The organism is Pseudonocardia sp. DxW, from assembly GCF_058448985.1.
In genome coordinates this window covers 23,452-47,205 of sequence record NZ_JBZFLK010000017.1, presented here as the reverse complement: position 1 = coordinate 47,205, position 23,754 = coordinate 23,452, and the positions used below count along the sequence as shown (strand labels likewise).

Sequence of the window (23,754 nt, the reverse complement as noted above, 5' to 3'; positions counted from 1 at the left end):
CCGAGCGGCGCGGCCAGGTTCGCGTTCCGCGGAACGCAGCTGCACCCGGTGGAGAAGCCCGAGAGAACCCTCCGCGTCACGCTCCTGCCGGGGCGAGGGGCGAGGGCAGGTCGCGCGTTCCGCGGAACGCGACGCGGCCCCGTCGTGGGCCCGGCGAGCACGCTCCATAACACGCGACCCGGCCGGGGAGCGCTCCCGCTCAACAGGCCCCGCGGAACCGCCCCGATCCGGTGCCAGGGCCCCGCCAAACGCGTTCCGCGGAACGCGGCACGCGCTACGCCCGGTCCGGTCCGGTCCGGTCCACCGAGCACATCCCGGGGAACCCGGCGTCAGCAACAGCGGCCCAGGTCGCGTCCACGGTCCGGCGCCGGTCGTGGGTGCGTTCCGCGGAACGCGGTCCCGGCCCGCGAGCACGCTCCGCGGAACCCGCCCGACCCGGTGCCGGACCCTGCCGACGCGTTCCGCGGAACGCGGCCGATCGGGTCGAAGGCCCCGCGGGCACACCCCCGCCGAACATCTGCCGCCCGGGCGCGAGCGCGCGGGAACACGTCCCGCGGAACGGTCGCCGGCCCGTCCCCCGGCCGGCCGGCCGCACGGCACGGCACGTCGCAGCACAGCGCACGACAGCGCAGCGCAGACGGGCCGGGGACCACCCACTGTGCGTGCGTCAGCGCCCGCCGCGGGACGTCTCCAGCGCCCGCCGGGTGAGCACCTGCACCAGGTGCGTCCGGTAGGCGGGGGTGCCGTGCGTGTCGGACGGCGGCTCGGTGCCCTCGGCGGCCAGCACGGCCGCCTCGGCAATCGAGCGCCCCTCCGCGAGCGCCTGCTCGGTCGCGGTGGCCCGCAGCGCCGTCGACCCCATGTTGACCAGGCCGATCCGGTCGTCCGACACCGCGACGGCGACGATCGCCCAGTCGTTGCTGCGCCGGGTGAACTTCTCGTAGGCCCACCCCTTGTCCCCGCTGCGCGGGAACCGGACCTCGACGATCAGCTCGTCCGGCTCGCGGACGGTCGAGAAGACGCCGGTGTAGAACTCGCCGATCGGCACGGTCCGCTTACCGCGCGGGCCCTGCAGCACGATGGTGGCGTCCAGCGCGAGCGCCGCGGCGGGCAGGTCGGCCGCCGGGTCGGCGTGCGCCAGGGTGCCGCCGAGGGTGCCGCGGGCCCGGATCTGCGGGTCGCCGACGGTGCGGGCGACCGCGGGGAGCAGCGGGACCTCGGCCGCGAGCAGCTCGGAGTCCACCACGTCCCGGTGCTTGGTACCGGCACCGACGGCGACCTCGCCGGCCGCCTCGTCCAGCGTGATGTAGGACAGCTCGGACAGCCGGCCGATGTCGATCAGGAACTCGGGCGCGCCGAGGCGCACCTTCATCACCGGGATCAGCGAGTGGCCGCCGGCCAGGACGCTGGCGTCCTCGCCCTTCTCGGCGAGCAGCGCGATGGCGTCGTCGAGGGTGTCCGGGCGGGCGTAGTCGAAGGCGAGGGGGATCATGCGCCCGCCTCCCCGCGGGAGAAGCCCGGTGCGGTGCGCAGCGCGTCGGACTCCGCCTCGGCCTTCTGCTCGGCGTCCGGGTCCTTGCCGGCGGCGACCAGCACCGCGCGGACGATGTTGTGGTAGCCGGTGCAGCGGCAGAGGTTGCCCTCCAGCCCCTCCCGGACCTTGCGCTCGTCCAGGTCGCTGTCGTGGCTGATCAGCGACACCGCGGACATCACCATGCCCGGGGTGCAGAACCCGCACTGCAGGCCGTGCTCGGCGTGGAACGCCTTGGTGACCGGGTGCTCCGGCCGGCCGTCGCCGGCGCCGTCGAGCCCCTCCATGGTGGTGACCGACTGCTGGTCGGCCTGCACCGACAGCACGGTGCACGACTTCACGGCCTCGCCGTCGAGCAGCACCGTGCAGGCGCCGCAGGAGGTGGTGTCGCAGCCGATGTTGGTGGCCTTCAGCCCCACGGTGTCGCGCACGTAGTGCGCGAGCAGCTGCCGGGGCTCCACGTCGGCGCTGGTGCGCTCGCCGTTGACGGTGATCTCGACCTTCACTTGGAGGCCTCCTGAATGGCTTCCCAGACCCGCAGCGGGGTCAGGGGCATGTCGATGTGCGTGACGCCCAGGTGCGACAGGGCGTCGATGACGGCGCTCTGCGTCGCCGGGGTGGACCCGATCGTCCCGGCCTCGCCGATGCCCTTGTAGCCCATCGGGTTGACCGGGGTCGGGGTGGTCATCTCGACCAGGTCGAAGCTCGGGAGCTCGGCCGCCGAGGGGATGCCGTAGTCGGCGAAGGTGCCGGTGAGCGGCTGGCCCTCCTCGTCGTACATCACCTCCTCGAGCAGCGCCTGCGCGATGCCCTGGGCGATGCCGCCGTGCCGCTGCCCGTCGCAGAGCAGCGGGTTCAGGATCGGGCCGGCGTCGTCGACCGCGACGATCCGCTCGACGGTGACCTTGCCGGACTCGGTGTCCACCTCGACCACGCAGACGTGCGCGCCGAACGGGAAGGTCGGCTTCTGGCCGTCCCAGGTGGTGTCGACCTTCAGCTCCTCGCGCGACGCCAGCTCGGCCAGCGTCACCGACTTCCCGGGCACGCCCGCGACGGTGATCGCGGCGTTCGCGGGATCGAGCTCCAGGTCGTCCACACTGGCCTCGAGCAGCTCGGCGGCGCGCTGCTTGGCGAGATCGACCAGCTCACCGGACGCCTGGTGCACCGCGACGCCGCCGGTCTGCAGCGAGCGCGATCCCATCGTGCCGCCGCCGCGCGGCACCAGGTCGGTGTCGCCGTGCTTGACGGTGATCTTGTCGATCGCGATGCCGAGCTGCTCGGACGCGAGCATCGCCCACGCCGTCGCGTGCCCCTGGCCGTGCGGGGAGGTGCCGGTGAGCACGGTGACCGTGCCGTCGGGGTGCACCTGTACCGAGGCGTCCTCGGCGTAGGCGCCACCGCCGGTGATCTCCACGTAGGACGACACGCCGATCCCGAGCTGCCGGACGTCGCCGCGCTCGCGGCGCTCCGCCTGCTCCGCGCGCAGCCGCTCGTAGCCGGACTCGGCCAGCGCCAGGTCGAGCGCCTTGGCGTACTCGCCGGAGTCGTACTCGACGCCGCCCTTGGTCTGGAAAGGGAACTTCTCCGGGGCGACGACGTTGAGCCGGCGCACCTGCGCCGGGTCCATCCCGATCTCGGCGGCGAACAGGTCCATCGCGCGCTCGATCGCGGCGGTGGCCTCCGGTCGGCCGGCGCCGCGGTAGGCGGCGATCGAGGTGGTGTTGGTGACGACGGCGCGGGCCCGCGAGTCGACGTTGGCGATGTCGTAGGTGCCCGGCGCCATCATCCGGGTGAACATCGGCAGGAACGTGCCGAGCCGCGGGTAGGCGCCCAGGTCCTGCACGACGTCGAGCCGGTAGTGGGTCACCCGGCCGTCGCGGCTGCCGCCGATCGTCACGGTCTGGCGCTGGGCGCGGCCCTGCACCATCCCGGTCATGTTCTCCGAGCGGGACTCGTTCCAGCGCACCGGACGGCCCTGCTGCCGGGCGAGCCAGGCGACCAGCGCGAACTCCGGGTCGGAGCCGATCTTCGCGCCGAACCCGCCGCCGACGTCCGGCAGGATCACCCGGACCTTGTCCTTGTCCAGGCCCAGCCAGCCGGCGACCTCGTCGCGGCCGCCCTGGGCGTTCTGGTTGGACATGTAGACGGTGAGGTGGTCGCCCTCCCAGAACGCGCTCGCGGCCCGGGTCTCCAGCGGCGCGGCGGCCAGGCGCTGGTTCACCAGGTCCCGGGTCACCACGACCTCGCAGCCGGCGAAGAAGTCCGCGTCGGGCTCGGAGTCGTGCCCGTAGGCGGCGGCGGTGTTGGTGCCGGCCTCCGGGAAGAGCAGGGTCTCGTCGTTCGCGGCGGCCAGCGGGTCGATCACCACCGGCAGCGGCTCGTACTCGACGTCGACCAGCTCGGCGGCGTCCTCGCCCTGGTAGAACTCCTCGGTCAGCACGGCGGCGACCGGCTCGCCGACGAAGAGGACCCGGTCGGTCGCCAGGAACGGCCGGGTCATCGCCTTGTTGGCGCCCGGGAACAGCAGCGCCGGCGCGATGTCGAGATCGGCCCCGGTGACCACGGCGACCACGCCGGGCGAGTCGAGGGCGGCCGAGGTGTCGATCGAGGTGATCGTCGCGTGGGCCAGCGGCGAGCGGACGAGCGTCAGGTGCAACGCCCCGGTCAGCCGTTCGTCGGTCAGGTCGTCGGTGTAGGTCGCGCCGCGCGTGAGGAAGACCGGATCCTCGGTGCGGACGACGCGGGTGCCCAAGATACTCATCGTCGCCGAGCGTATAGCCGTCCCGGGCCGTATGCGACGCGCGAAACCGGAAGATCGCGCAGGTCAGGGCACCCTTACTCGGGGCGGGATCCGCATCTGCGGCCCCGATCCCCCGCACAGTCCGACCATCAGGAAACCTGCGAACGACCGCGCGCTAGCGGCCCGGTTCCTCCCACCACGGCCGGATCGCCCAGAGCGGCGAGACCGGACCGTGCCCGGCGCCCAGCGGGTAGGAGTGCCGGACGGCCTCCACGATGTACCGCTTCCCGAACCGCACCGCGTCCTCCAGGCCGAGCCCGCGGGCCAGCCCGGAGGCGATCGACGCGGCCAGCGAGTCGCCGCCGCCGTGCGTGTTGCCGGTGTCGAAGCGCGGCCCGGGCAGCTCGACGAAGGTGTTGCCGTCGAACAGCAGGTCCAGGCAGCCGTCGGTGTCCTCGGTCAGGTGCCCGCCCTTGACCAGGACGGCGCCGGGCCCGAGCGCGTGCAGCGCCTTCGCGGCGGCGTACTGGCCGTCCCGGTCGTGCACGTCGTGCTCGACGAGCAGCCGGATCTCGTCCAGGTTCGGGGTGACCAGGGTGGCCCGCGGGAACAGGGTGTGCCGGTAGGCGTCCAGCGCCTCGGTGGCCAGCAGCGGATCGCCGTGCATCGACGCCGCGACCGGGTCGACGACCAGCGGCGTGGCCCGGTCCCGGCCGATCCCGTTGTCGTCGCAGGCCGCGGCGACGGCCTCGATGATCCCGGCGGTCGCGAGCATCCCGGTCTTCGCGGCCTGCAGCCCGATGTCCCCGGCGACGCTCGCGATCTGTCCGGCGATCGTCTCGACCGGGATCGTGTGCACGCCGGTGACGCCGACCGTGTTCTGCACGGTCACCGCGCACACCGCGACGCAGCCGTGCACCCCGCAGGCGGCGAACGCACGCAGGTCGGCCGGGATGCCTGCGCCGCCGCCGGAGTCGGTGCCGGCGATCGTCAACACCCGCGGCGGGGTCGTACCGACGGTGGGTTCGGCCATGGTCGAGTCCTCACTCCCTGGCCGGCATTACCCGGCCGGTCCGCGGTCGGCGGCAACTCCCCGCCCTCTCAGCCCGCTCGTCCGCGAGCTCCCGCACCTGCGCACCCGACCGTAACCCGGACCTGGGACGCGCGGTCGCGGCGGCCGGGGATGTCGGTGCCGCGTGGGACACTCCGCGTCGAGAAGGCCAGATGAGTGCACAACCCTCTGATCCAGCGCCCGGCCCGGGGTCCGTCGCGGCGCCCGGCTGGCGCAGGCCGGTGCCGCCGCCGCATCCGCTCACCGTCGCCGAGTACCTGGCGATCGGGGAGGTCGAACCCGGCTACACCGAACTCGTCGAGGGGCAGATCCTCATGTCACCGGGCTCGTCCCCCGACCACAACCATGCCGCCATGGAACTCGCCTTCCAGCTGCGCGGCCGCATCCCCGCCGACCTCGAGGTCCTCGCCGAGCTCGAGGTGGACCTCCAGCTCGCGCCGCCGGACGCTCCCGGATCGGTCCGGCGCCCGGACCTGGTCGTCGTCGACCGGGAGCGCGGCGCCGGGTGCGCCGCGAGGGCGGCGTCCTCCGGCCGCCGAGGTGACCCTGGTGGTGGGGATCCTCTCCCCCGGGTCCCGCCGGACCGACCACGTGACCAAGCGCGGCGAGTACGCCGACGCCGGGATCGGCCACTACTGGATCATCGACCTGGGCGAGCCGGTGTCGCTGCTCGCCTGCCACCTGGCCGGCGAGTTCGGCTACGCCGACGGCGGCGTGGTCACCGGCCGGCACACCGCCGACCGGCCGTTCGCGGCCGAGATCGATCTCGACGCGCTCGGCTGAGCACGGTGCGGGACGACCCCCCGACGGGCCGTCCCGCACCTGCCCCGGCCGGTCAGTCCCCGGCCGGCGCGATCGGCAGGTGGACCCGGCCGCCCGCGTCGCGGAACTCGGCGGACTTCTCGTCCATCCCGGCCTCGATCGCCTCGACGCTGGTCAGCCCGTGCGCCTCGGCGTAGTCCCGGACGTCCTGGGTGATCTTCATCGAGCAGAACTTCGGCCCGCACATCGAGCAGAAGTGCGCGGACTTCGCGGGCTCCGCCGGCAGCGTCTCGTCGTGGTAGGACTGCGCCGTGTCCGGGTCCAGGGACAGCGCGAACTGGTCCCGCCAGCGGAACTCGAAGCGGGCCTGGGACAGGGCGTCGTCACGGGCCTGCGCGTGCGGGTGCCCCTTCCCCAGGTCGGCCGCGTGCGCGGCGATCTTGTAGGTGATCACGCCGATCTTCACGTCGTCCCGGTTCGGCAGGCCCAGGTGCTCCTTCGGGGTGACGTAGCAGAGCATCGCGGTGCCGGCCTCGGCGATCCGGGCGGCGCCGATCGCCGAGGTGATGTGGTCGTAGCCGGGCGCGATGTCGGTGGCGAGCGGGCCGAGGGTGTAGAACGGCGCCTCGTCGCACCACTCCTCCTCCAGCCGCACGTTCTCCACGATCTTGTCCATCGGGACGTGGCCGGGGCCCTCGATCATCACCTGCACGTCGTGCGCGCGGGCGATCCGGGTCAGCTCGCCGAGCGTGGCCAGCTCGGCCAGCTGTGCCTCGTCGTTCGCGTCGGCGATCGATCCGGGACGCAGCCCGTCGCCGAGCGAGAAGGTGACGTCGTAGCGGCGCAGGATCTCGCACAGGTCGGCGAACCGGGTGTAGAGGAACGACTCACGATGGTGCGCCAGGCACCAGGCGGCCATGATCGACCCGCCGCGGGAGACGATCCCGGTGACCCGCTTCGCGGTCAGCGGCACGTACCGCAGCAGCACCCCGGCGTGCACCGTCATGTAGTCGACGCCCTGCTCGCACTGCTCGATCACGGTGTCCCGGTACACCTCCCAGGACAGCTTCGCCGGATCGCCCTGCACCTTCTCCAGCGCCTGGTAGATCGGCACCGTGCCGATCGGGACCGGCGAGTTGCGCAGCAGCCACTCGCGGGTCCGGTGGATGTCGGAACCGGTGGACAGGTCCATCACAGTGTCGGCACCCCAGCGGGTCGCCCACACCATCTTGTCCACCTCCTCGGGGATCGAGGAGGTCACCGCGGAGTTCCCGATGTTCGCGTTGACCTTGGTGAGGAACCGCTTGCCGATGATCATCGGCTCCGATTCGGGATGGTTGACGTTCGCCGGGATCACCGCGCGGCCGCGGGCGACCTCGGAACGCACTAGCTCGGCGTCGCACCGTTCGCGGATCGCGATGAACCGCATCTCGGTGGTGATCACCCCGGCCCTGGCGTACGACAACTGGGTCCCCGGCTCCCTCGAGGAGATCCACGGAGTGCGCAGCGCGGGCAGGCCCGCCCGCACGTCGATCTCCGCATCGGCATCGGTGTAGGGGCCGGAGGTGTCGTAGACGTCGTGGTGCTCGCCGTTCGAGAGGCCGATCCGGCGGACCGGGACCCGGATCCCGTCCGGACCGTCCACGTAGGACTTGGTGGATCCGGCGATCGGCCCGGTGGTGACCTGCGGGCGCACGTGAGCGGTCGTCATGACGACAGTCCTCCCTGGCCGGCATTACCCGGCCGGTTCTGCGGTCGGCGACCGATCGGTCCGCCCTCTCAGCCCCGCGCGCCGGAGCTCCCGCGTGTTCAGATGTGCCCCAACCGTAGGCACCGTCCGGCGCGACACGCCAGCCCCCGGCGCTTCTCACCCGGATGCCGGGAATGATCTTCGCCGGTTCGTGGTTCTCCACCGGCATGACACAGAGAGCCGAACTGAGCCCGACCGACTGGGTGCGCGGGCAGACCGAGCAGATCCTGGAGAGCGGGACGACCGAGGGCGTGACGGTGCTGGACCGTCCGGTCGTGCTGGTGACGACGACCGGCGCGAAGTCCGGTACGAAGCGCTACGTACCGGTCATGCGGGTCGAGCACGACGGCGCCTACGCGATGATCGCGTCCAAGGGCGGTGCGCCGGAGCACCCCGCCTGGTACCACAACGTGAAGGCACATCCCGAGGTCGAGCTGCAGGACGGCACCGCGACCGGTGTGTACGTCGCCCGGGAGCTGCCCGAGGGCCCCGAGCGGCAGGCCTGGTGGGACCGCTCGGTCGAGGCGTACCCGCCCTACACCGACTACCAGGAGACGACGTCCCGGCTGATCCCGGTGCTCGTGCTGGAGCCGAAGGGCTGAGCACCGCCGGGCGCCCGCCCCCCCCCCCCCCCCGGGGGGGCCCCCCCCCCCCCCCCCCCCCCCCCCCGGGGGGGGGCGCCCCCCCCCCCCCCCCCCCCCCGGGGGGCGGGGGGCCCGCGCCCGCCGCCCCCCCCCCCCCCCCCCCCCCCCCCCCCCCCCCCCCCCCCCCCCCCCCCCCCCCACCGCGGTTCACCCGACGACGCCGTGTGCGGGCTCGACCCGCCCGGCGCGCCGCATCGGGGCGACCGACGCCGCCACCGAGACCACCGTGACCACCGCCGCCAGGCCCACCAGCTGCCCGACCGGCGGGGTCCCGCCGTCCATGCCCATGGCGCGCAGCGCCAGCAGCCCGTAGACGGCGCCGAGCAGCACGCCGACGACGGCCCCCACCGCCCCGGCCAGCCCGGCCTCCGCCGCGACCGCACGCCGCGAACCCGCCCGGGTCAGGCCGAAGGTGCGCAGCAGCGCGATCTCCCGGGTGCGCTCGCCGACTGAGAGCGCGAGCGTGACCGCGACCCCCACCACGGCGACGACGACGGTCGTCCCGATCAGTCCGGCGCCGATCGTCCGCGCGACCGACAGCCCGGACTCCATCTGCTCCCGCACGTCCGCCGTCCAGGTCACCGAACCGGCGTCACCGATCACCCCGGCGACCGCCTCCCGGACGGCCCGCGGATCGGCACCCGGCACCGCGTCCACCCGGACCTCGGCCCCGGCGGCGTACGCCTCCAGCTGCGGCTCCGCGTCCAGCGTGACGGCGAGCTGCTGCGCGGCCGCGGCGCGTGCCGCGTCGTCGCCCTGCCACACCGGGAGGATCACCGCATCGGCCGGGTAGGCCCGGTCGATCGAGGCCCGCGCGTCGTCCGAGGCCCCCGCGACGGCCACCAGCAGCGCCGCGGTCAGCCCCACGCCGAGCGCCAGCACCGTCGTCATCGCTGCGGTCCGCCGGGACAGCCTGCGGGCGTTCGCCACCGCCAGCCGCAGCGGGCCGGACCGGTCCGCCACCGGACGTAGCAGCGTCGCGGCCGCCGAGATCAGGAACGGCCCGGTCACCACCAGCGCCGCGAACAGCAGCAGCCCGCTGAGCGCGATCACGGCCAGCCCGGCGAGCTGGTCGCCGAGCGTGACGCCGATACCGGCCGTCCCGGCCGCCAGCACGGCCAGCACCGCGGCGGCCGGCAGCCGGGTCCGGGCCCGCGGGGCGCGTGCCTCGGTCGCGTCCGCGGCTCCGAGCGCCACCATCGGCGGCACCCGGCCCGCGGCGCGGGCCGGCGGCAGCGCGGCGAGCACCGTCGTCAGCACCGCCAGCAGCACGCACCCGGCCAGCCACAGCGGCTGCACCGCGAGCGCCGGGGCGTCCACACCGGACATCCGGGCGACGGTGATCCCGGCGAGCCCGGCGCCGACCGCGGCCGCCGTCCCGAGCACCCCGGCGGCCAGGCCGGTGATCGCGGCCTCGGCGAGCACCGACCGGGTCACCTGCCCGCGGCTCGCGCCGACACAGCGCAGCAGGGCCAGGTCGCGGCTGCGCCGGGCCAGCACGATCCGGAACGTCGAGGACACCACCACGGCCGCGGCGACCAGCGCGAGGCCGACGAAGACCGACAGCCCGGCGAGCACCGCCAGCACCGACGCCGACGCCTCGGCGATCTCGGCGTCCCGCTGCTCGGCGGCAGTCCGCACCCGCTCCCCGCCGGCGGCCGCGCCGAGCGCCGCGGTGTCCGCGTCGCCCGCCACGTCGATCCGGGAGGCGTACAGCGCCCCGTCCAGCGCGAGCGCGTCCTGCGTGGTCAGCACCAGCGAGTCGAGCGACTCGAACGGCAGCCGGACCACCCCGGCGACGCGCAGCGACCGGTCGCCGAGCGTCACGGTGTCACCCAGCGCCAGACCGGTGCGTTCCGCCGTCGCGCTGCCGATCAGCACCTCGCCCGGACCGGCCGGGCGGCCCTGCTCCGGCGCGGGCAGCGCGGTCAGCGGACCGGTCATCGGGTCCGAGCTCACCAGCCAGTCGCCGCTGGTCGTCCCGGCCGCCAGCGGGACGACACCGCCGAACACGGGCGCCACGTCGGTCACCCCGGGCACCTCCCGCAACCGCTGCGCGATCGCCACGGTGCCGGTGTCGGGGCCGGTGTCGGGGCCGCGCACGGACACCACGTGCGACGCGCCCGCCGGGGTGTGCACCATGTCCTCGGTGAGGGCGGCGCGCAGGGTGCCGGTCAGCAGCACCGCCCCGGCCGCGAACGCCGTCGCCACCAGCACGGCGAGCCCGGTGAGCAGCAGCTGCCGGGGGCGGCGGCGGATCCCGGCGACGGCCGCGCGGGTCGCCGGGTTCAGCAGGCTCATGCCCGGGCCCCCTGCCCGGCCGGCCGGACGCCGGTGGCGCGCTCGCCGGACAGCGCCCCGAGCGCGGCGAGCACCGCGTCCGGGGTGGGGGCGACCAGCCGGCCCGCGGCGAGCCCGTCGCGCAGCAGCAGCACCTGGTCGGAGACCGATGCGGCGAGCGGATCGTGGGTGACCATGACGACGGTCTGCCCGTAGTCGTCGACGCAGGCCCGCAGCAGTCCCAGCAGCTCCCGTCCGGACGTGGTGTCCAGCGCGCCCGTCGGCTCGTCCGCGAAGACGATCTCCGGCCGGGTGAGCAGCGCCCGGGCCACCGCGACCCGCTGCCGCTGCCCGCCGGACAGCTCCGAGGGCAGGTGTCCCAGCCGCGCGCCGATCCCCAGCCGGTCCACCAGCTCGGCCCGCCATGCCCGGTCCGGGCGGTGCCCGGCGAGCGCGACGGCCAGGTCGATGTTCTCGCCCGCGCTCAGGTGCGGGAGCAGGTTGCCGTCCTGGAAGACGAAGCCCATCCGGTCCCGGCGGACCCGGGTCAGCTCGGCGTCGCCGAGCGTGCCGAGCCGGGTGTCGCCGAGCAGCACCTGGCCCGACGTCGGCCGGTCCAGCCCGGCGAGACAGTGCAGCAGCGTCGACTTCCCGGACCCGGACGGCCCCATCACCGCGGTGAACCGCCCGGCCGGGACGTAGAGCGTGATCCCGGCCAGCGCCGACACCGCGCCAGGTCCCGATCCGTAGCGCCGGACCAGTTCGACGGCACCGGCCGCCGCGGCAGCACCCGTCACAGCTGCTCCCCCCAGCCCTCGAGCAGCGGCAGGGCCGCCATCGACAGCAGCATCAGGAACAGCACGACACCGCCGGTGACGGCGACCGCGTTCATCAGGACCTCGATCATGTCCACAACGGTGCCGGGCGGCGGCGCCGCGCACCTCGGACCACGGGACGGTCTTCCCGGTCGGGTGGCTCGTACTTCCGGCTGAGGCCGGGCCGGCCGTCTCAGCCCTACGGTGATCGCCATGACGTCCCCGACGGTCGTCCTCCCGCGTGGTCCCGCCCGGCCGACCCGCTCGCTGGTGTTCACGCTGGAGGCCTTCGCCTACCTGTTCTGGCTGGTGCTCGACCTGTTCGCGGCACCAGGCCTGTCCGACGGCCGCGGGCTGTGGATCTCCGGGGTGCTCGCCGGTGTCGCGGTGGCCGGCGTGGTGCTCGCCCGGTACCGGTACCCGGTGGTCGGCACCGCCGTGGCCGCGTTCACGGCGTCCGCGCTGCTCTCGGTGCTGGCCTGGCCGTCCGGGGCACCGCTGGTGTCACTGGCCGAGCTGTTCGCGCTCGCCGTCGTCACGGTGGCGGTGATCCGGCGGACGGCGGGCGGCGCGGCGGTCGGGTTCGCCGTGGCGTCGTTCGTGGTGATCGTCGGGATGCCGCTGCTGCGGTTCGACGATCCCGACCGGCCCACCGCGATGGCGCTCGCCGGGCTGGGCTGGGCGAGCACGGTCGCGGTCGCGGCGGTGCTGCGCGAGCTGGGGGTGCGCCGGGAGGCCCGGCTCGCCGCCACCCGCAACGACGAGCGGATGGAGCTGGCCCGGGAGCTGCACGACGTCGTCGCGCACCACGTCACCGGGATCGTGGTGGCCGCGCAGGCGGCGGTCGCCGTCGCCCGGACCCGCCCCGAGCAGGCCGGCCCGGCGCTGGAGTCGATCGAACGGGCCGGCGCGGAGGCGCTCGCCGGGATGCGCCGGATGGTGGGCGTGCTGCGCGGCGGGGAGGAGGCCGCCCGCGCGGTCTCGCACGGCCCGGACGACGTGGCCGAGCTGGTCGGCCGGTTCGACCCGGCCGGCGAGCGGACCGTGCTGGAGATCGATCCCGGGCTGGACCCGGCGCGGCTCGCACCCGGGGTCGGCGCCACCGCCTACCGGGTCGTCCAGGAGGCGCTGACCAACGTGCACCGACACGCGCCGGACGCGACGTCGGTGCAGGTCCGGCTGGAGCTGCGGGACGACAGGCTGGCGGTCGGCGTGCGCAACGAGGGCGGTTCCCCGGAGCGCAGGCCGCGCCCGCACGAGCGCGGCGGGTTCGGCCTGGCCGGGATGGCCGAGCGGGTCGGCGCGCTGGGCGGCACGCTGCGGGTCGGCCCGGACGGGCCGGGCGTCTGGGAGGTGCTGGCGGAGCTGCCGGCGGTGGCCCGGTGAGCATCGGCGTGGTGCTCGCCGACGACCAGGAGATGGTCCGGACCGGCTTCCGGCTGATCCTCTCCGCCGAGGACGACATCGAGGTGCTCGGCGAGACCGGCACCGGCACCGGCGCGGTCGCGCTGGCCCGCGAGGTGCGCCCGGACGTGGTGCTGATGGACATCCGGATGCCCGGGATGGACGGCATCGAGGCGACCCGGGCACTGTGCGCCGATCCGTCCCCGCCGCGGGTCGTCGTGGTGACGACCTTCGATCTCGACGAGTACGTCTACGGCGCGCTGCGGTCCGGGGCCTGCGGGTTCCTGCTGAAGGACGCCGGCCCACGCCTGCTGGTCGAGGCGGTGCGGGCGGCCGCCGCCGGGGACGCGCTGGTGTCGCCGTCGGTGACGGTGCGGCTGCTGGAGCGGCTGACCGAGCCCGTCGCGCCGCGGCCGGCCGCGCTGGCGGCGCTGTCCGCCCGGGAGCTGGACGTGGTGCGGGCGGTCGCGCGGGGGCGGACGAACCACGAGATCGCCGGGGACCTGTTCGTGTCGCTGTCGACGGTGAAGACCCACATCGCCAACATCGGGTCCAAGCTGGACGCCCGCAACCGGGTCGAGATCGCGGCCTGGGCCTGGGAGAACAAGCTCGTCGAATGACGCCTCAGTGGACGGCGCGCAGGGCGGCGGCGGGCCGGCGGGGGTGCGGGACGGACAGCACCGCGCTGACGTCGCCGAGGGCCTCCGGGAACGCCGGCGGCATCCCCGTCTGCACCGGCACCGCCACGGGCACCGGGGCCGGCACCGGCCGGGCCTGCCCGGCGGCGGCCGCGGCGCACTCGCGCTCGGAAGCGCGGTTGTCCCAGAGTTCGAACAGCGGCTGCGCCGCCATGACCAGCAGCACGGCGAGGACCGGGAGGACGGCGAGGATCGTGAGCACCATGGCGTCCACGATGCCCGGCCGGGGCGGCCTCCCACATCGGCCGCAGGACCGGTTCCTGCAGGTCAACCCCTAGTACCGGGGTATGAGTCCCGGGGTCGGTCTCGGGGTCAGCCCCGGGGTACGTCCTCCGCGTCGACCGCCGAGGGGTCCCACGAGTCCGACGGCCCGCCCCAGCCGTTGCGGCGCAGCATCTTCCTGGCGCCCCGCTGGTTGCGGCCCATCAGCCGGTCCAGGTAGAGGTGGCCGTCGAGGTGGTCGACCTCGTGCTGCAGGCAGCGGGCCAGGAAGCCCTTGCCCTCGACGTCCACCGGGTTGCCGTCGACGTCGGTGCCGGTGACCCTGGCCCAGTCGGCGCGGCCGGTCGCGAAGCTCTCGCCGGGGACCGACAGGCAGCCCTCCTGGTCCTCGTCCGGGTCGGGCATGATCTCCGGGATCTCGCCGGTCTCCAGCACCGGATCGAGCACGTGTCCGCGGCGCATCGTGCGGGTCTCGGGATCCGGGCAGTCGAAGACGAACAGCCGCAGGTCGATCCCGACCTGGTTGGCCGCGAGCCCGACCCCGTTGGCCGCCGCCATCGTCTCGAACATGTCGTCGACGAGCGTGCGCAGCTCGTCCTCCCCGATGTCCGCCGACGCCACCGGGCGGGTGGGTCGGTGCAACACGGGATCGCCGACCATGCGGATGCGCAGAACCGTCACCGTCGCAGGGTACGGTCGCGCCGCGCGGTGCCCGCTCCGGGTGACGGGGCCGCCCCCGACCGATGGGTTCGGGCGCCCCGGGGCGCGTCGCGGCGACTCGCCGTCGGTCCCGTGTGGTTCAATCCGACCTCGAATGACAGCCGTGTCATTCGGCATCGGCGGTGGCCCTCCGGAGGGCCGTCGCCGTCAGATCGTCGGCCGCTCGAGGAGCGTGATGGAGTCCGCTGGGTCCCTCTCGGAACGCCGCGGAGCGCACCGGCGCTCCGCAACCCACTCCCGCGAGCTCGACCGCCGGGAGCGCGAGATCCTCGCGTTCGAGGCCCAGTGGTGGAAGTACGCGGGCGCCAAGGAGCAGGCGATCCGCGAGCTCTTCGACATGTCCGCGACCCGCTACTACCAGGTGCTGAACGCGCTGGTCGACAAGCCCGAGGCGATGGCCGTCGATCCGCTGCTCGTGAAGCGCCTGCGCCGGCTGCGTTCCAGCCGTCAGCGCACCCGCGCCGCCCGCCGCCTGGGTCTCGAGCCCTGAGACCGGGAAGCCCGGAGGCAGCCGTGAGCCGCAGCCCGAGCCCCAATCGGAGGTCACGATGACCGCACCCGCGTCCGGCGGAACCTCGCCGCTGAAGATCGCCGGTATCGCACTGATCGGCGTCGGTGTGCTGGCCGGTGTCGTCGGGCTGTCCGGTATCGGCGGCGGCGGTGACGAGAGCCCGCAGGCCGCGCCGCCGCCGGCGACGGCCGATCCCGCCCCTGGCGGGGACGGCGCAGCACCCGCCCCCGGCGAGGACGGGGCCGATGGCGCCGACGGGGCCGCCCCCGGCGGCGAGGGCACCGACGGGGCCGCCCCGGGCACCTCGCCGTTCACCCCCGGCGCCCCGGGCACGCCCGGTTCCCCCGGCTTCGACGGCACCGGCGCGGACGGCGCGCCGCCGCCGCCCGCCGCGTCCGGGCCCGCCCCGGGCGGCACCGCGAGCGAGGGGTCCGCCGTGGCCGTCCGGCCCGCCGTCCGGATCTACAACAACTCGACGATCCGGGGTCTCGCCGAGCAGGCGGCCGGGAAGTTCCGCAGCAACGGCTGGACCGTGTCGCAGGTGCAGAACTACTCGGCGGGCGTGATCCCCACGACCACCGTGTACTACCGGACCGGCACCGCCGAGAAGGCCGCGGCGGACGAGATCGCCCGCGCCTTCGGCATCCGGGCCGAGCCGCGCTTCGACGGCATCCAGGACGCGACGCCCGGCGTGATAGTGATCGTCACCCGGGACTTCTCGGCGGCCTGACACCGAACCTGCTCCCCAGCGCGCCGACGACCCCGGACGGGCATCCCGTCCGGGGTCGTCGTCCGTCGGGGACCGGCCGGGCTCAGTCGCTGCGCCGCCGCGCGTACGCCTCGAGCTCGGCGACCTGCTCCGGGTCCAACGAGGGCCGGACCGCCCGCCGGGCGGCCGCGACGTGCGCCGCGGTCACCTCGCCCGCCTCCAGCGACTCGCGCATCGCGGTCAGCGCGGCCTCCCGCAGCAGCGCGGCGCAGTCCGCCGCCGAGTAGCCGTCCAGGTCGGCGGCGAGCTCGTCCAGGTCGACGTCGTCGCCGAGCGGGACGTCCCGGCCGGCGGCCCGGAGGATGTCGGCCCGGGCCTCGGCGTCCGGCGGCGGGACGAACACCAGCCGCTCCAGCCGGCCCGGCCGCAGCAGCGCCGGATCGATCAGGTCCGGCCGGTTCGTCGCCCCCACGACGACGACCTCGCGCAGCGGCGTCGCACCGTCCAGCTCGGTGAGCAGCGCCGCCACCACCCGGTCCGCGACGCCGGCGTCGGTCGATCCGCCCCGGCGCGGGGCGAGCGCGTCGACCTCGTCCAGGAAGATCAGCGCCGGGGCGGCCTCCGCGGCCCGGCGGAACAGCTCCCGGACCGCCCGCTCGGACTCGCCGACGTACTTGTCCAGCAGCTCGGCGCCCTTGACCGCGAACACGTTGAGATCGCCGGTCCCGGCCAGCGCGCGCAGCAGGAACGTCTTGCCGCCGCCGGGCGGGCCGTAGAGCAGCACGCCGCGCGGCGCGTCCACCCCGAGCCGGGCGAACGAGTCGGGATGGCGCAGCGGCCACAGCACCGCCTCGGTCAGCGACTGCTTGACCTCGGTCATGTCGCCGACGTCGTCGAGGGTCAGCCCGCCGTGCCCGAGGGCGCCGCCGCCGGACAGCGAGATCGGCCGGACCGAGCCGACGGCGCCGAGGAGGTCCTGCTGCCGGACCTCCTCGATCCCGTCGGTGCCCTCCCCCGCGCCGCGCAGCGCGGCGGCGATCGCCGCCTCCCGGCGCACCGCCGCGAGATCGGCGACGACGAAGCCCGGTGTCCGGGCGGCGATCACCCCGAGATCGACGTCCCGGCCGCGCGGGACGCCGGCCAGCAGCCGCTCCAACAGTGCGCGGCGGGTCGCGGCGTCCGGCAGCGGCACCGTGAGCTCGCGGTCGACCAGGTCGGGTGCGCGCAGGCGCGGATCCAGCGACTCCGGTTCGGCACTGGTGACGACGAGTGCGGGCCCGCCGGGCGCGGTGGCCGCGCGCAGCTCGTCGAGCACCAGGGTGGCCAGCGGCGGCGGGTTCGACGCCGGGAGCAGCGCGTGCGCGTCGTGCACGAGCAGCACAGCGGGTTCGTCCGCGGCCGGGCGCGCGTCGGCGATCGCGGCCCGGACCCGCTCGGCCGCGGCCGCCGGTTCCAGGGCGGCGACGGCCGGCGCGACGAGCTCCACGCAGCGGGCGCCCGCGGCGGCGGCGGCGCTGCGCACCAGCGTCGCCTTGCCCACCCCTTCCGGCCCGCTGACGAGCACGCCGAGCCGGGCCTCGCCGCCGAGCCGGGTGAGCAGCTCGGGACGGCGGAACATCAGCTCCAGCCAGTCCAGCAGCCGCCGGGCGACCGGCTCGTTCGCGGCCAGGTCGTCGATCGACGGGGGCGGCTCGGCCTCGGGCACCGCCCGATCCCCGGCGGTGTAGTCCCCGACAGCAGGGTCCCCGACAGCAGGGTCCCCGACAGCATGGTTCCGGGCAGCAGGGCTTCCGGCAGCAGGGGTCCCGGCAGCAGGGGTCCCGGCGGCAGGGCTTCCGGCATCAGGGCTTCCGGCCGTGCCCGCACCGGCGGCCCCGGCGCCGGCAGCGCGCTTCCCGGGCCCCACCGCTGCTGCCCCGCCCGGCCCGGCACCCGCCCGCACCGCGACCGTCCCGGTGTCCGCGCCGCCCTGCCAGCCGACCACGGTGGACGGCGCCACCACGACCGGCCCGCCGGCCGGCTCGGCGACGGCGACCGTCAGCAGCTCCGAGGTCCACGCGCCACCGACCGCCGCGGCCAGCGCCCGGCGCACCGAGTGCACGTCCGCACCGGGCGGCGGGGCGATGTCCTGCGGCAGCAGCGAGACCGCGTCCCCGCGCAGGAGCACCTTCCCCATCAGCGCCAGCCGCAGGGTCGCCGGGCCGACGGTCGCGGTCGCGAGCCGGGAACCGATCAGCCGGACCTCGCGGGCGGCGGACACCTCCGCGGGCGCGACGACGACGGCGGCGCCGTCGGTCAGACCGGCGTTGGACAGGGTCACGTCGTCGAGCCGGGCCTGGCCGTGCGGCTCCGAGGCGTCACCGGCGACGGCGAGCGCGGCGGTCGGCCGGGAACCGGTGAGCAGCACCGCGTCCCAGGACCGCAGGCCGAGCCCGGCGAGCACCTCGGGATGCAACCGGATCACCCCCCGCCGGGCGTCGGTGGCCGCCGGGGCCAGGCGCGCGACCAGGGTCAGCGAGGGGTCTCCCACCCGCGTCACGCTAGTGGTCAGCGACGGCGCAGCCCGAGGCGGCGCCCGGACCCGCGGGGGGCCGGCGCGACACCGGGGCCGTGCACCGCCCGGCCGTTGCCGGACCGGCTGTTCTCCCGGCGGGCGGCGCCGTCCGGGTCGAGCCGGCGCCGGACCCCGCGGGCCATCGCACCGGCCCGGCCGGCGACCCGGCGGCGCAGCGGCGGCCGCAACCCGAGCCGGCGGGCCGAGCGGGCGGCCCGGGCGACGGCCCGGCGCTGCCGGGTCGGGACGTCCCACGCCTCCGGGTGCCGGGCCAGCCAGCGGTACCGGTAGGCGGTGTAGGGCAGCAGCAGCAGGTAGCCGGTCGCGGCCACCGTGACGCCGAGGAAGGGCACCGTGAACAGCGCTGCGGCGATCGCACCGACGCCGACCAGCAGCGGGGCGATCGCCCGCTGCGGCACGCGGACCGCCTTGAGCGACACGGTCGGGATCCGGCTGACCATCAGGCCGGCGGTGAACAGCGCCCAGACCGCGACCACCGGCTCGGCCGACCACCAGCCGGGCCCGAGGTGCAGCCACAGGTAGAGCGGGATCCCGGCGGTCATGGCCGCGGCCGGGGCCGGGACGCCGACGAAGAACTCGCGGGCGAACGGCGGCGCCTGGTCGTCGTCGAGCAGCGTGTTGAACCGGGCCAGCCGCAGCGCCATGCAGACGGCGAAGACGAGCGCGACGATCCAGCCGGCCCGGGTGTCCTCGAACGCCCAGATGTAGATCACCAGGGCCGGTGCGACGCCGAACGACACCAGGTCGGCGAGCGAGTCCAGCTCGGCACCGATCCGGCTGGACGCGTCGAGCAGCCGGGCGAGGCCGCCGTCCAGGGCGTCGCAGAGCGCCGCCGCGAGCACCGCACCGATGGCCAGGTCGAACCGGCCCTGCAGGGCGAAGTAGACGGCCGACAGGCCGGCGCAGAGGTTGAGCACGGTGACCGCGTTGGGCAGCAGTCGCACGCCGGCCGGGTACCCCTTCGCCGGAGGCCCGATCGTCATCCGGCTCAGCCCTCCGCCGGGGGGACGACACCGAGCACGGTCTCGGCGCCCACGGTGCGCTGGGCGGGGTGGACCAGCGGTTCCGTTCCCGGCGGGAGGTAGGTGTCGACCCGGGAGCCGAACCGGATCAGCCCGAAGCGCTCGCCTGCGGCGACCTCGTCGCCGGTCGAGAGCCCGCAGACGATCCGGCGGGCCAGCAGCCCGGCGATCTGCACGACGCCGATCCGGTGCCCGTCGGCCCCCTCGGGACCGGCAGCGAGGAAGGTGATCGCGTTGCGCTCGTTGTCCTCGCTGGCCTTGTCCAGGTCGGCGGACAGGAACGTGCCCGGCTCGTAGCGGACGCCGACGACGCGGCCGTGCACCGGCACCCACTGCACGTGCACGTCCAGCACCGTCAGGAAGATCGAGACCCGCGGGTGCGGCACCCGCGGGAGGTCGAGCTCGGCCGGCGGGACGACCTCGGTGACGGTCGCGACGGTGCCGTCCGCGGGGGCTAGCACCGCGCCCGGCCGCTGCGGTGGGGTCCGCGCCGGGTCCCGGAAGAACAGCGCGGTGGCGCCGGTGGCGAGCAGCCCGGGCAGTGCGCCCCGGCCGCTGAGTGCGCGCACCCCGGCGGCGACGAGGGCGACCGCGGCGACGATCGGCCTGCCCCCGGGGTGCATCGGCGGGATCGCGTCGCGGACCAGACGGGCGATGTGGGTCGGCGAGGTCCCGGTTCCTTCGGCCATGGCGGGTCGTCGGCTCCTGATGCTCCGGTTGGGGATCGCCACGCTACGCGGGAGCCGGTGACACAGCTCCGGCGGGACGACCCGACCCCGGTGCAGGACGCGGATGCGGACCCTGGCACGATCGCCCGCTCCCGGAGACGAAAAAGGGCCGGGGCCGCCGTCCCCCGAGACGACGACCCCGGCCTTGGAACCGCTCGTCCGCTCCCCAGCGACGGGCGGTGGGTCCTGTGCTGTGAAGGGGTTACCCCTTCGCGAGCAAAAGTATTCCTCCCCGACGACCGGCAGTCCAGATCACGATGGATGTCCACCGTGATCTACCTCTTTCGGCCGAACGCCTACACGGATAGACGTCGCTCGCGGTGAGATCGTTGCCCCTTATTCCTATGAGGTGGCTCACACTTTCGGCGCAGCCTTGGCGCCGGGCGAGTGAAGACCCTGTCGCACAGTGCATCGTCGCCGCAGATCAGGCGGCGACCGTTCGGCGCGAGAAGGGGTCGCCTACGGCTCGATCAACCACACCGCGACGGGTGATCCGTCGGCCACCGTCGTCACGTCCGGGGGGACGTCGATCAGGCAGTCGGCCCGGGCCAGCGCCGCGATCAGGTGCGATCCGGTGGAGCCGATCTCGGCGACCGTCCCGATGGCCGCGTCGAGCACGCCGCGGCGGAACTGCCGCTTGCCGGCCGGCGAGGACAGCTCCCCGGCCAGCCGGGCCGTCACCACCGCACGGTGCGGCGCCGGATGCCCCATCGCGGCCCGCAGCGCCGGCCGGACGAACGCCTCGAACGACACCAGCGAGCTGACCGGGTTGCCGGGCAGGGTCGCGACCGCGACGTCCGTCCCGCCGAGATCGAGCCGCCCGCAGCCCTGCGGGCCGCCGGGCTGCATCGCGACCTTGCCGAACTGCACGCCGTGCCCGGTCATCGCGTCCTTCACCACCTCGTAGGCCCCGGCGCTCACCCCGCCCGAGGTGAGGACCAGATCGGGCCGGAGCGCGGCCGTCGAGGCGGTGACCCGCTCGGCCAGCACAGCGCGGAACCGCTCGACGTCGTCGGGCACGAACGAGAGCAGCTCCGCGGTCGCACCCGCCTCGCGGACCGCGACGGCGAGCATCGTCCCGTTGGACTCGTAGATCCGGCCCGGCCCGAGCGGCTCGCCGGGGGCGACCAGCTCCGAGCCGGTGGACAGCACCAGCACGTGCGGCCGGCGGCGGACCGGCAGCTCCGGGCGCCCGACGGCGGCGGCCAATCCGATCTGCGGCGCCGCGAGCACCGTGCCCGCCCGCAGCAGCACCGCCCCGGCGACCGTGTCCTCACCCGCCCGGCGGACGTAGGCGCCGGGCTCGGGTGCGGCGGCGATGCGCACCTGCCCGGTCCCGCCGTCGGTCCGCTCGACCGGGACGATCGCGTCGGCCCCCTCGGGCACCGGCGCACCGGTCATGATCCGGGCGACCGTGCCGGGGGCCAGCGGCGGCACCGCGGTCCGCCCGGCCGGGATGTCCTCGGCAACCGGCAGCGTCACCGGATCGGCGTCCGAGGCGCCGGCGAGCTCGGCGGCCCGCACCGCGTACCCGTCCATCGCGGAGTTGTCGAACGGCGGCAGCGCCACCCCGGCGGTCAGGTCCTCGGCCAGCACCCGTCCGCTCGCATCGGCCAGCGGCACCCGCTCGACGCCGGTCGGCGGCAGCAGTGCGGCGACCGCGGCGGCGTGCTCGGCGACCGATCGCGGACCGGAGTTCGACCAGGTGGGTGCGGTGGTCATGGGGCCATCCTGCCCACGCTCCCGACCGGCCGACATTCGGACCCCGTCGCTTGCACTCACCCCACCCGAGTGCTAGAAACGGGCACAGCATCCACTGGCACTCGTGCCCGTGGAGTGCCAGGTCGGGTGGGTGAGGCCGGCGCAGGGTAGCCGGCCGTCCGTCGCGGGCACCGCATCCGATCACTCGACTCACCTCTATCGGAGGGCAACACCCCCATGGCGAAGCAGATCGCGTTCGACGAGGAGGCCCGTCGGGGCCTCGAGCGGGGCATGAACACCCTCGCCGACGCCGTCAAGGTGACGTTGGGCCCGAAGGGTCGCAACGTCGTGCTCGAGAAGAAGTGGGGCGCGCCGACCATCACCAATGACGGCGTGTCGATCGCCAAGGAGATCGAGCTCGAGGACTCCTGGGAGAAGATCGGCGCCGAGCTGGTGAAGGAGGTCGCCAAGAAGACCGACGACATCGCCGGTGACGGCACGACCACCGCCACCGTGCTGGCCCAGGCGCTGGTCCGCGAGGGCCTGCGCAACGTGGCCGCCGGCGCGAACCCGATGTCGCTCAAGCGCGGCATCGAGAAGGCCACCGAGGCCGTCTCCCAGGCGCTGCTCAAGTCCGCCAAGGAGATCGAGACCAAGGAGCAGATCGCTGCCACGGCCTCCATCTCGGCCGCCGACCCGCAGATCGGCGAGCTCATCGCCGAGGCGATGGACAAGGTCGGCAAGGAAGGCGTCATCACGGTCGAGGAGTCGCAGACCTTCGGGCTCGAGCTCGAGCTCACCGAGGGCATGCGCTTCGACAAGGGCTACATCTCGCCCTACTTCGTGACCGACGCCGAGCGTATGGAGGTCGAGCTCGAGGACCCGTACGTCCTGCTCGTCTCCTCCAAGATCTCGACCGTCAAGGACCTGCTCCCGCTGCTGGAGAAGGTCATGCAGTCGGGCAAGCCGCTGGCGATCATCGCCGAGGACGTCGAGGGCGAGGCCCTGGCCACCCTGGTCGTCAACAAGATCCGCGGCACCTTCAAGTCCGTCGCCGTCAAGGCCCCGGGCTTCGGTGACCGCCGCGAGGCGATGCTGGCCGACATGGCCATCCTGACCGGTGGCGAGGTCATCTCGGAGAAGGTCGGCCTCAAGCTCGACACCGCCGACCTGTCGCTGCTCGGCACCGCCCGCAAGGTCGTGGTGACCAAGGACGAGACCACCATCGTCGACGGCGCCGGTGACGCCGACCAGATCGCCGGCCGGGTCTCCCAGATCCGCGCCGAGATCGACCGCACCGACTCCGACTACGACCGCGAGAAGCTGCAGGAGCGGCTCGCGAAGCTGGCCGGTGGCGTCGCCGTCATCAAGGCGGGCGCGGCCACCGAGGTCGAGCTCAAGGAGCGCAAGCACCGCATCGAGGACGCCGTCCGCAACGCGAAGGCGGCCGTCGAGGAGGGCATCGTCGCCGGCGGCGGCGTCGCCCTGATCCAGGCCGGTGCCGGCCTGTTCGAGGGCCTCGGCCTGGACGGTGACGAGGCCACCGGCGCGAACATCGTCAAGGTCGCGCTGGAGGCTCCGCTCAAGCAGATCGCCATCAACGCCGGCCTCGAGGGTGGCGTCGTGGCGGAGAAGGTCCGCAACCTCCCGACCGGTGAGGGCCTCGACGCCGCCACCGGCGAGTACAAGGACCTGGTCAAGGCCGGGATCATCGACCCGGCCAAGGTGACCCGCTCGGCGCTGCAGAACGCAGCCTCGATCGCGGCGCTGTTCCTGACCACCGAGGCGGTCATCGCCGACAAGCCGGAGAAGGGCGGCGGCGCGCCCGCCGACCCGACCGGCGGCATGGGCGGCATGGACTTCTGATCCA

General features: G+C 74.8%; 20 protein-coding genes. 7 read left to right on the top strand and 13 right to left on the bottom strand.

Annotated elements, in window-relative coordinates; translation table 11 throughout:
• Positions 1-667 precede the first annotated feature (667 nt).
• The 4 genes from ACVJO7_RS24285 to thiD form a co-directional block, all read right to left on the bottom strand.
• Positions 668-1,492 carry an FAD binding domain-containing protein gene (locus ACVJO7_RS24285; RefSeq protein WP_491674790.1) on the bottom strand — a complete coding sequence of 275 codons (825 nt, stop codon included), beginning with the start codon at positions 1,490-1,492 and terminating at the stop codon, positions 668-670.
• Complete coding sequence (locus ACVJO7_RS24280; RefSeq protein WP_344021067.1) at positions 1,489-2,037, bottom strand: (2Fe-2S)-binding protein; 549 nt, start codon at positions 2,035-2,037, stop codon at positions 1,489-1,491. Before ACVJO7_RS24280 ends, ACVJO7_RS24285 begins: the two co-directional genes overlap by 4 nt.
• The gene (locus ACVJO7_RS24275; RefSeq protein WP_491674789.1) at positions 2,034-4,292 is read right to left on the bottom strand and encodes a xanthine dehydrogenase family protein molybdopterin-binding subunit; all 2,259 of its coding nucleotides are present in this window, start codon (positions 4,290-4,292) and stop codon (positions 2,034-2,036) included. Before ACVJO7_RS24275 ends, ACVJO7_RS24280 begins: the two co-directional genes overlap by 4 nt.
• A gap of 154 nt (positions 4,293-4,446) precedes the next feature.
• Complete coding sequence (gene thiD, locus ACVJO7_RS24270; RefSeq protein ID WP_491674788.1) at positions 4,447-5,304, bottom strand: bifunctional hydroxymethylpyrimidine kinase/phosphomethylpyrimidine kinase; 858 nt, start codon at positions 5,302-5,304, stop codon at positions 4,447-4,449.
• A gap of 579 nt (positions 5,305-5,883) precedes the next feature.
• On the opposite strand from thiD, the gene ACVJO7_RS24265 reads away from it, so the two are divergent.
• Positions 5,884-6,126, top strand: coding sequence for a Uma2 family endonuclease (locus ACVJO7_RS24265; protein WP_491674787.1), 243 nt, complete (start codon positions 5,884-5,886; stop codon positions 6,124-6,126).
• Between the two features lie 52 nt (positions 6,127-6,178).
• On the opposite strand, the gene thiC is transcribed toward ACVJO7_RS24265, so the two are convergent.
• Entirely contained in the window at positions 6,179-7,816 is a 1,638-nt protein-coding gene (gene thiC / locus ACVJO7_RS24260) for a phosphomethylpyrimidine synthase ThiC (protein WP_491674786.1), read from the bottom strand.
• 206 nt (positions 7,817-8,022) lie between these two features.
• Here thiC and ACVJO7_RS24255 point away from each other — a divergent pair, with 206 nt between their 5' ends.
• Positions 8,023-8,457 carry a nitroreductase family deazaflavin-dependent oxidoreductase gene (locus tag ACVJO7_RS24255; protein ID WP_491674785.1) on the top strand — a complete coding sequence of 145 codons (435 nt, stop codon included), beginning with the start codon at positions 8,023-8,025 and terminating at the stop codon, positions 8,455-8,457.
• Positions 8,458-8,646: 189 nt separating this feature from the next.
• Here ACVJO7_RS24255 and ACVJO7_RS24250 read toward each other — a convergent pair whose 3' ends face one another.
• Both ACVJO7_RS24250 and ACVJO7_RS24245 read right to left on the bottom strand, forming a co-directional pair.
• The gene (locus tag ACVJO7_RS24250) at positions 8,647-10,800 is read right to left on the bottom strand and encodes an FtsX-like permease family protein (protein ID WP_491674784.1); all 2,154 of its coding nucleotides are present in this window, start codon (positions 10,798-10,800) and stop codon (positions 8,647-8,649) included.
• Positions 10,797-11,576, bottom strand: a complete 780-nt coding sequence (locus tag ACVJO7_RS24245; RefSeq protein ID WP_491674783.1) for an ABC transporter ATP-binding protein — start codon at positions 11,574-11,576, stop codon at positions 10,797-10,799. Before ACVJO7_RS24245 ends, ACVJO7_RS24250 begins: the two co-directional genes overlap by 4 nt.
• Positions 11,577-11,807: 231 nt before the next feature.
• Here ACVJO7_RS24245 and ACVJO7_RS24240 point away from each other — a divergent pair, with 231 nt between their 5' ends.
• Together ACVJO7_RS24240 and ACVJO7_RS24235 are read left to right on the top strand one after the other, a co-directional pair.
• On the top strand, positions 11,808-12,980 hold the full coding sequence (locus ACVJO7_RS24240) for a sensor histidine kinase (RefSeq protein WP_491674782.1): 1,173 nt from the start codon (positions 11,808-11,810) through the stop codon (positions 12,978-12,980).
• Positions 12,977-13,618, top strand: coding sequence for a response regulator (locus ACVJO7_RS24235; protein WP_358485293.1), 642 nt, complete (start codon positions 12,977-12,979; stop codon positions 13,616-13,618). The genes ACVJO7_RS24240 and ACVJO7_RS24235 overlap by 4 nt, the downstream gene beginning before the upstream one ends.
• A gap of 4 nt (positions 13,619-13,622) precedes the next feature.
• Here ACVJO7_RS24235 and ACVJO7_RS24230 read toward each other — a convergent pair whose 3' ends face one another.
• Both ACVJO7_RS24230 and ACVJO7_RS24225 read right to left on the bottom strand, forming a co-directional pair.
• Complete coding sequence (locus ACVJO7_RS24230; protein ID WP_491674781.1) at positions 13,623-13,901, bottom strand: hypothetical protein; 279 nt, start codon at positions 13,899-13,901, stop codon at positions 13,623-13,625.
• A gap of 107 nt (positions 13,902-14,008) precedes the next feature.
• A complete protein-coding gene (locus tag ACVJO7_RS24225; protein ID WP_491674780.1) occupies positions 14,009-14,599 on the bottom strand; it encodes a peptide deformylase in 591 nt (196 codons plus the stop codon).
• Positions 14,600-14,813: 214 nt separating this feature from the next.
• Here ACVJO7_RS24225 and ACVJO7_RS24220 point away from each other — a divergent pair, with 214 nt between their 5' ends.
• Positions 14,814-15,128, top strand: a complete 315-nt coding sequence (locus tag ACVJO7_RS24220) for a DUF3263 domain-containing protein (RefSeq protein WP_491674779.1) — start codon at positions 14,814-14,816, stop codon at positions 15,126-15,128.
• A 58-nt stretch (positions 15,129-15,186) separates the two neighbouring features.
• Positions 15,187-15,879 carry a LytR C-terminal domain-containing protein gene (locus tag ACVJO7_RS24215; RefSeq protein ID WP_491674778.1) on the top strand — a complete coding sequence of 231 codons (693 nt, stop codon included), beginning with the start codon at positions 15,187-15,189 and terminating at the stop codon, positions 15,877-15,879.
• A gap of 82 nt (positions 15,880-15,961) precedes the next feature.
• Here the strand turns inward: ACVJO7_RS24215 and ACVJO7_RS24210 are convergent, their stop codons facing one another.
• The 4 genes from ACVJO7_RS24210 to moeA form a co-directional block, all read right to left on the bottom strand.
• On the bottom strand, positions 15,962-18,388 hold the full coding sequence (locus ACVJO7_RS24210) for an AAA family ATPase (RefSeq protein ID WP_491674777.1): 2,427 nt from the start codon (positions 18,386-18,388) through the stop codon (positions 15,962-15,964).
• A gap of 17 nt (positions 18,389-18,405) precedes the next feature.
• Entirely contained in the window at positions 18,406-19,416 is a 1,011-nt protein-coding gene (pssA, locus tag ACVJO7_RS24205; RefSeq protein WP_344021098.1) for a CDP-diacylglycerol--serine O-phosphatidyltransferase, read from the bottom strand.
• 5 nt (positions 19,417-19,421) lie between these two features.
• Positions 19,422-20,144, bottom strand: a complete 723-nt coding sequence (locus ACVJO7_RS24200; protein WP_491674776.1) for a phosphatidylserine decarboxylase — start codon at positions 20,142-20,144, stop codon at positions 19,422-19,424.
• Positions 20,145-20,642: 498 nt separating this feature from the next.
• A complete protein-coding gene (moeA, locus tag ACVJO7_RS24195; protein ID WP_491674775.1) occupies positions 20,643-21,905 on the bottom strand; it encodes a molybdopterin molybdotransferase MoeA in 1,263 nt (420 codons plus the stop codon).
• A 216-nt stretch (positions 21,906-22,121) separates the two neighbouring features.
• On the opposite strand from moeA, the gene groL reads away from it, so the two are divergent.
• Complete coding sequence (gene groL / locus ACVJO7_RS24190; RefSeq protein WP_344021104.1) at positions 22,122-23,750, top strand: chaperonin GroEL; 1,629 nt, start codon at positions 22,122-22,124, stop codon at positions 23,748-23,750.
• Positions 23,751-23,754 lie beyond the last annotated feature (4 nt).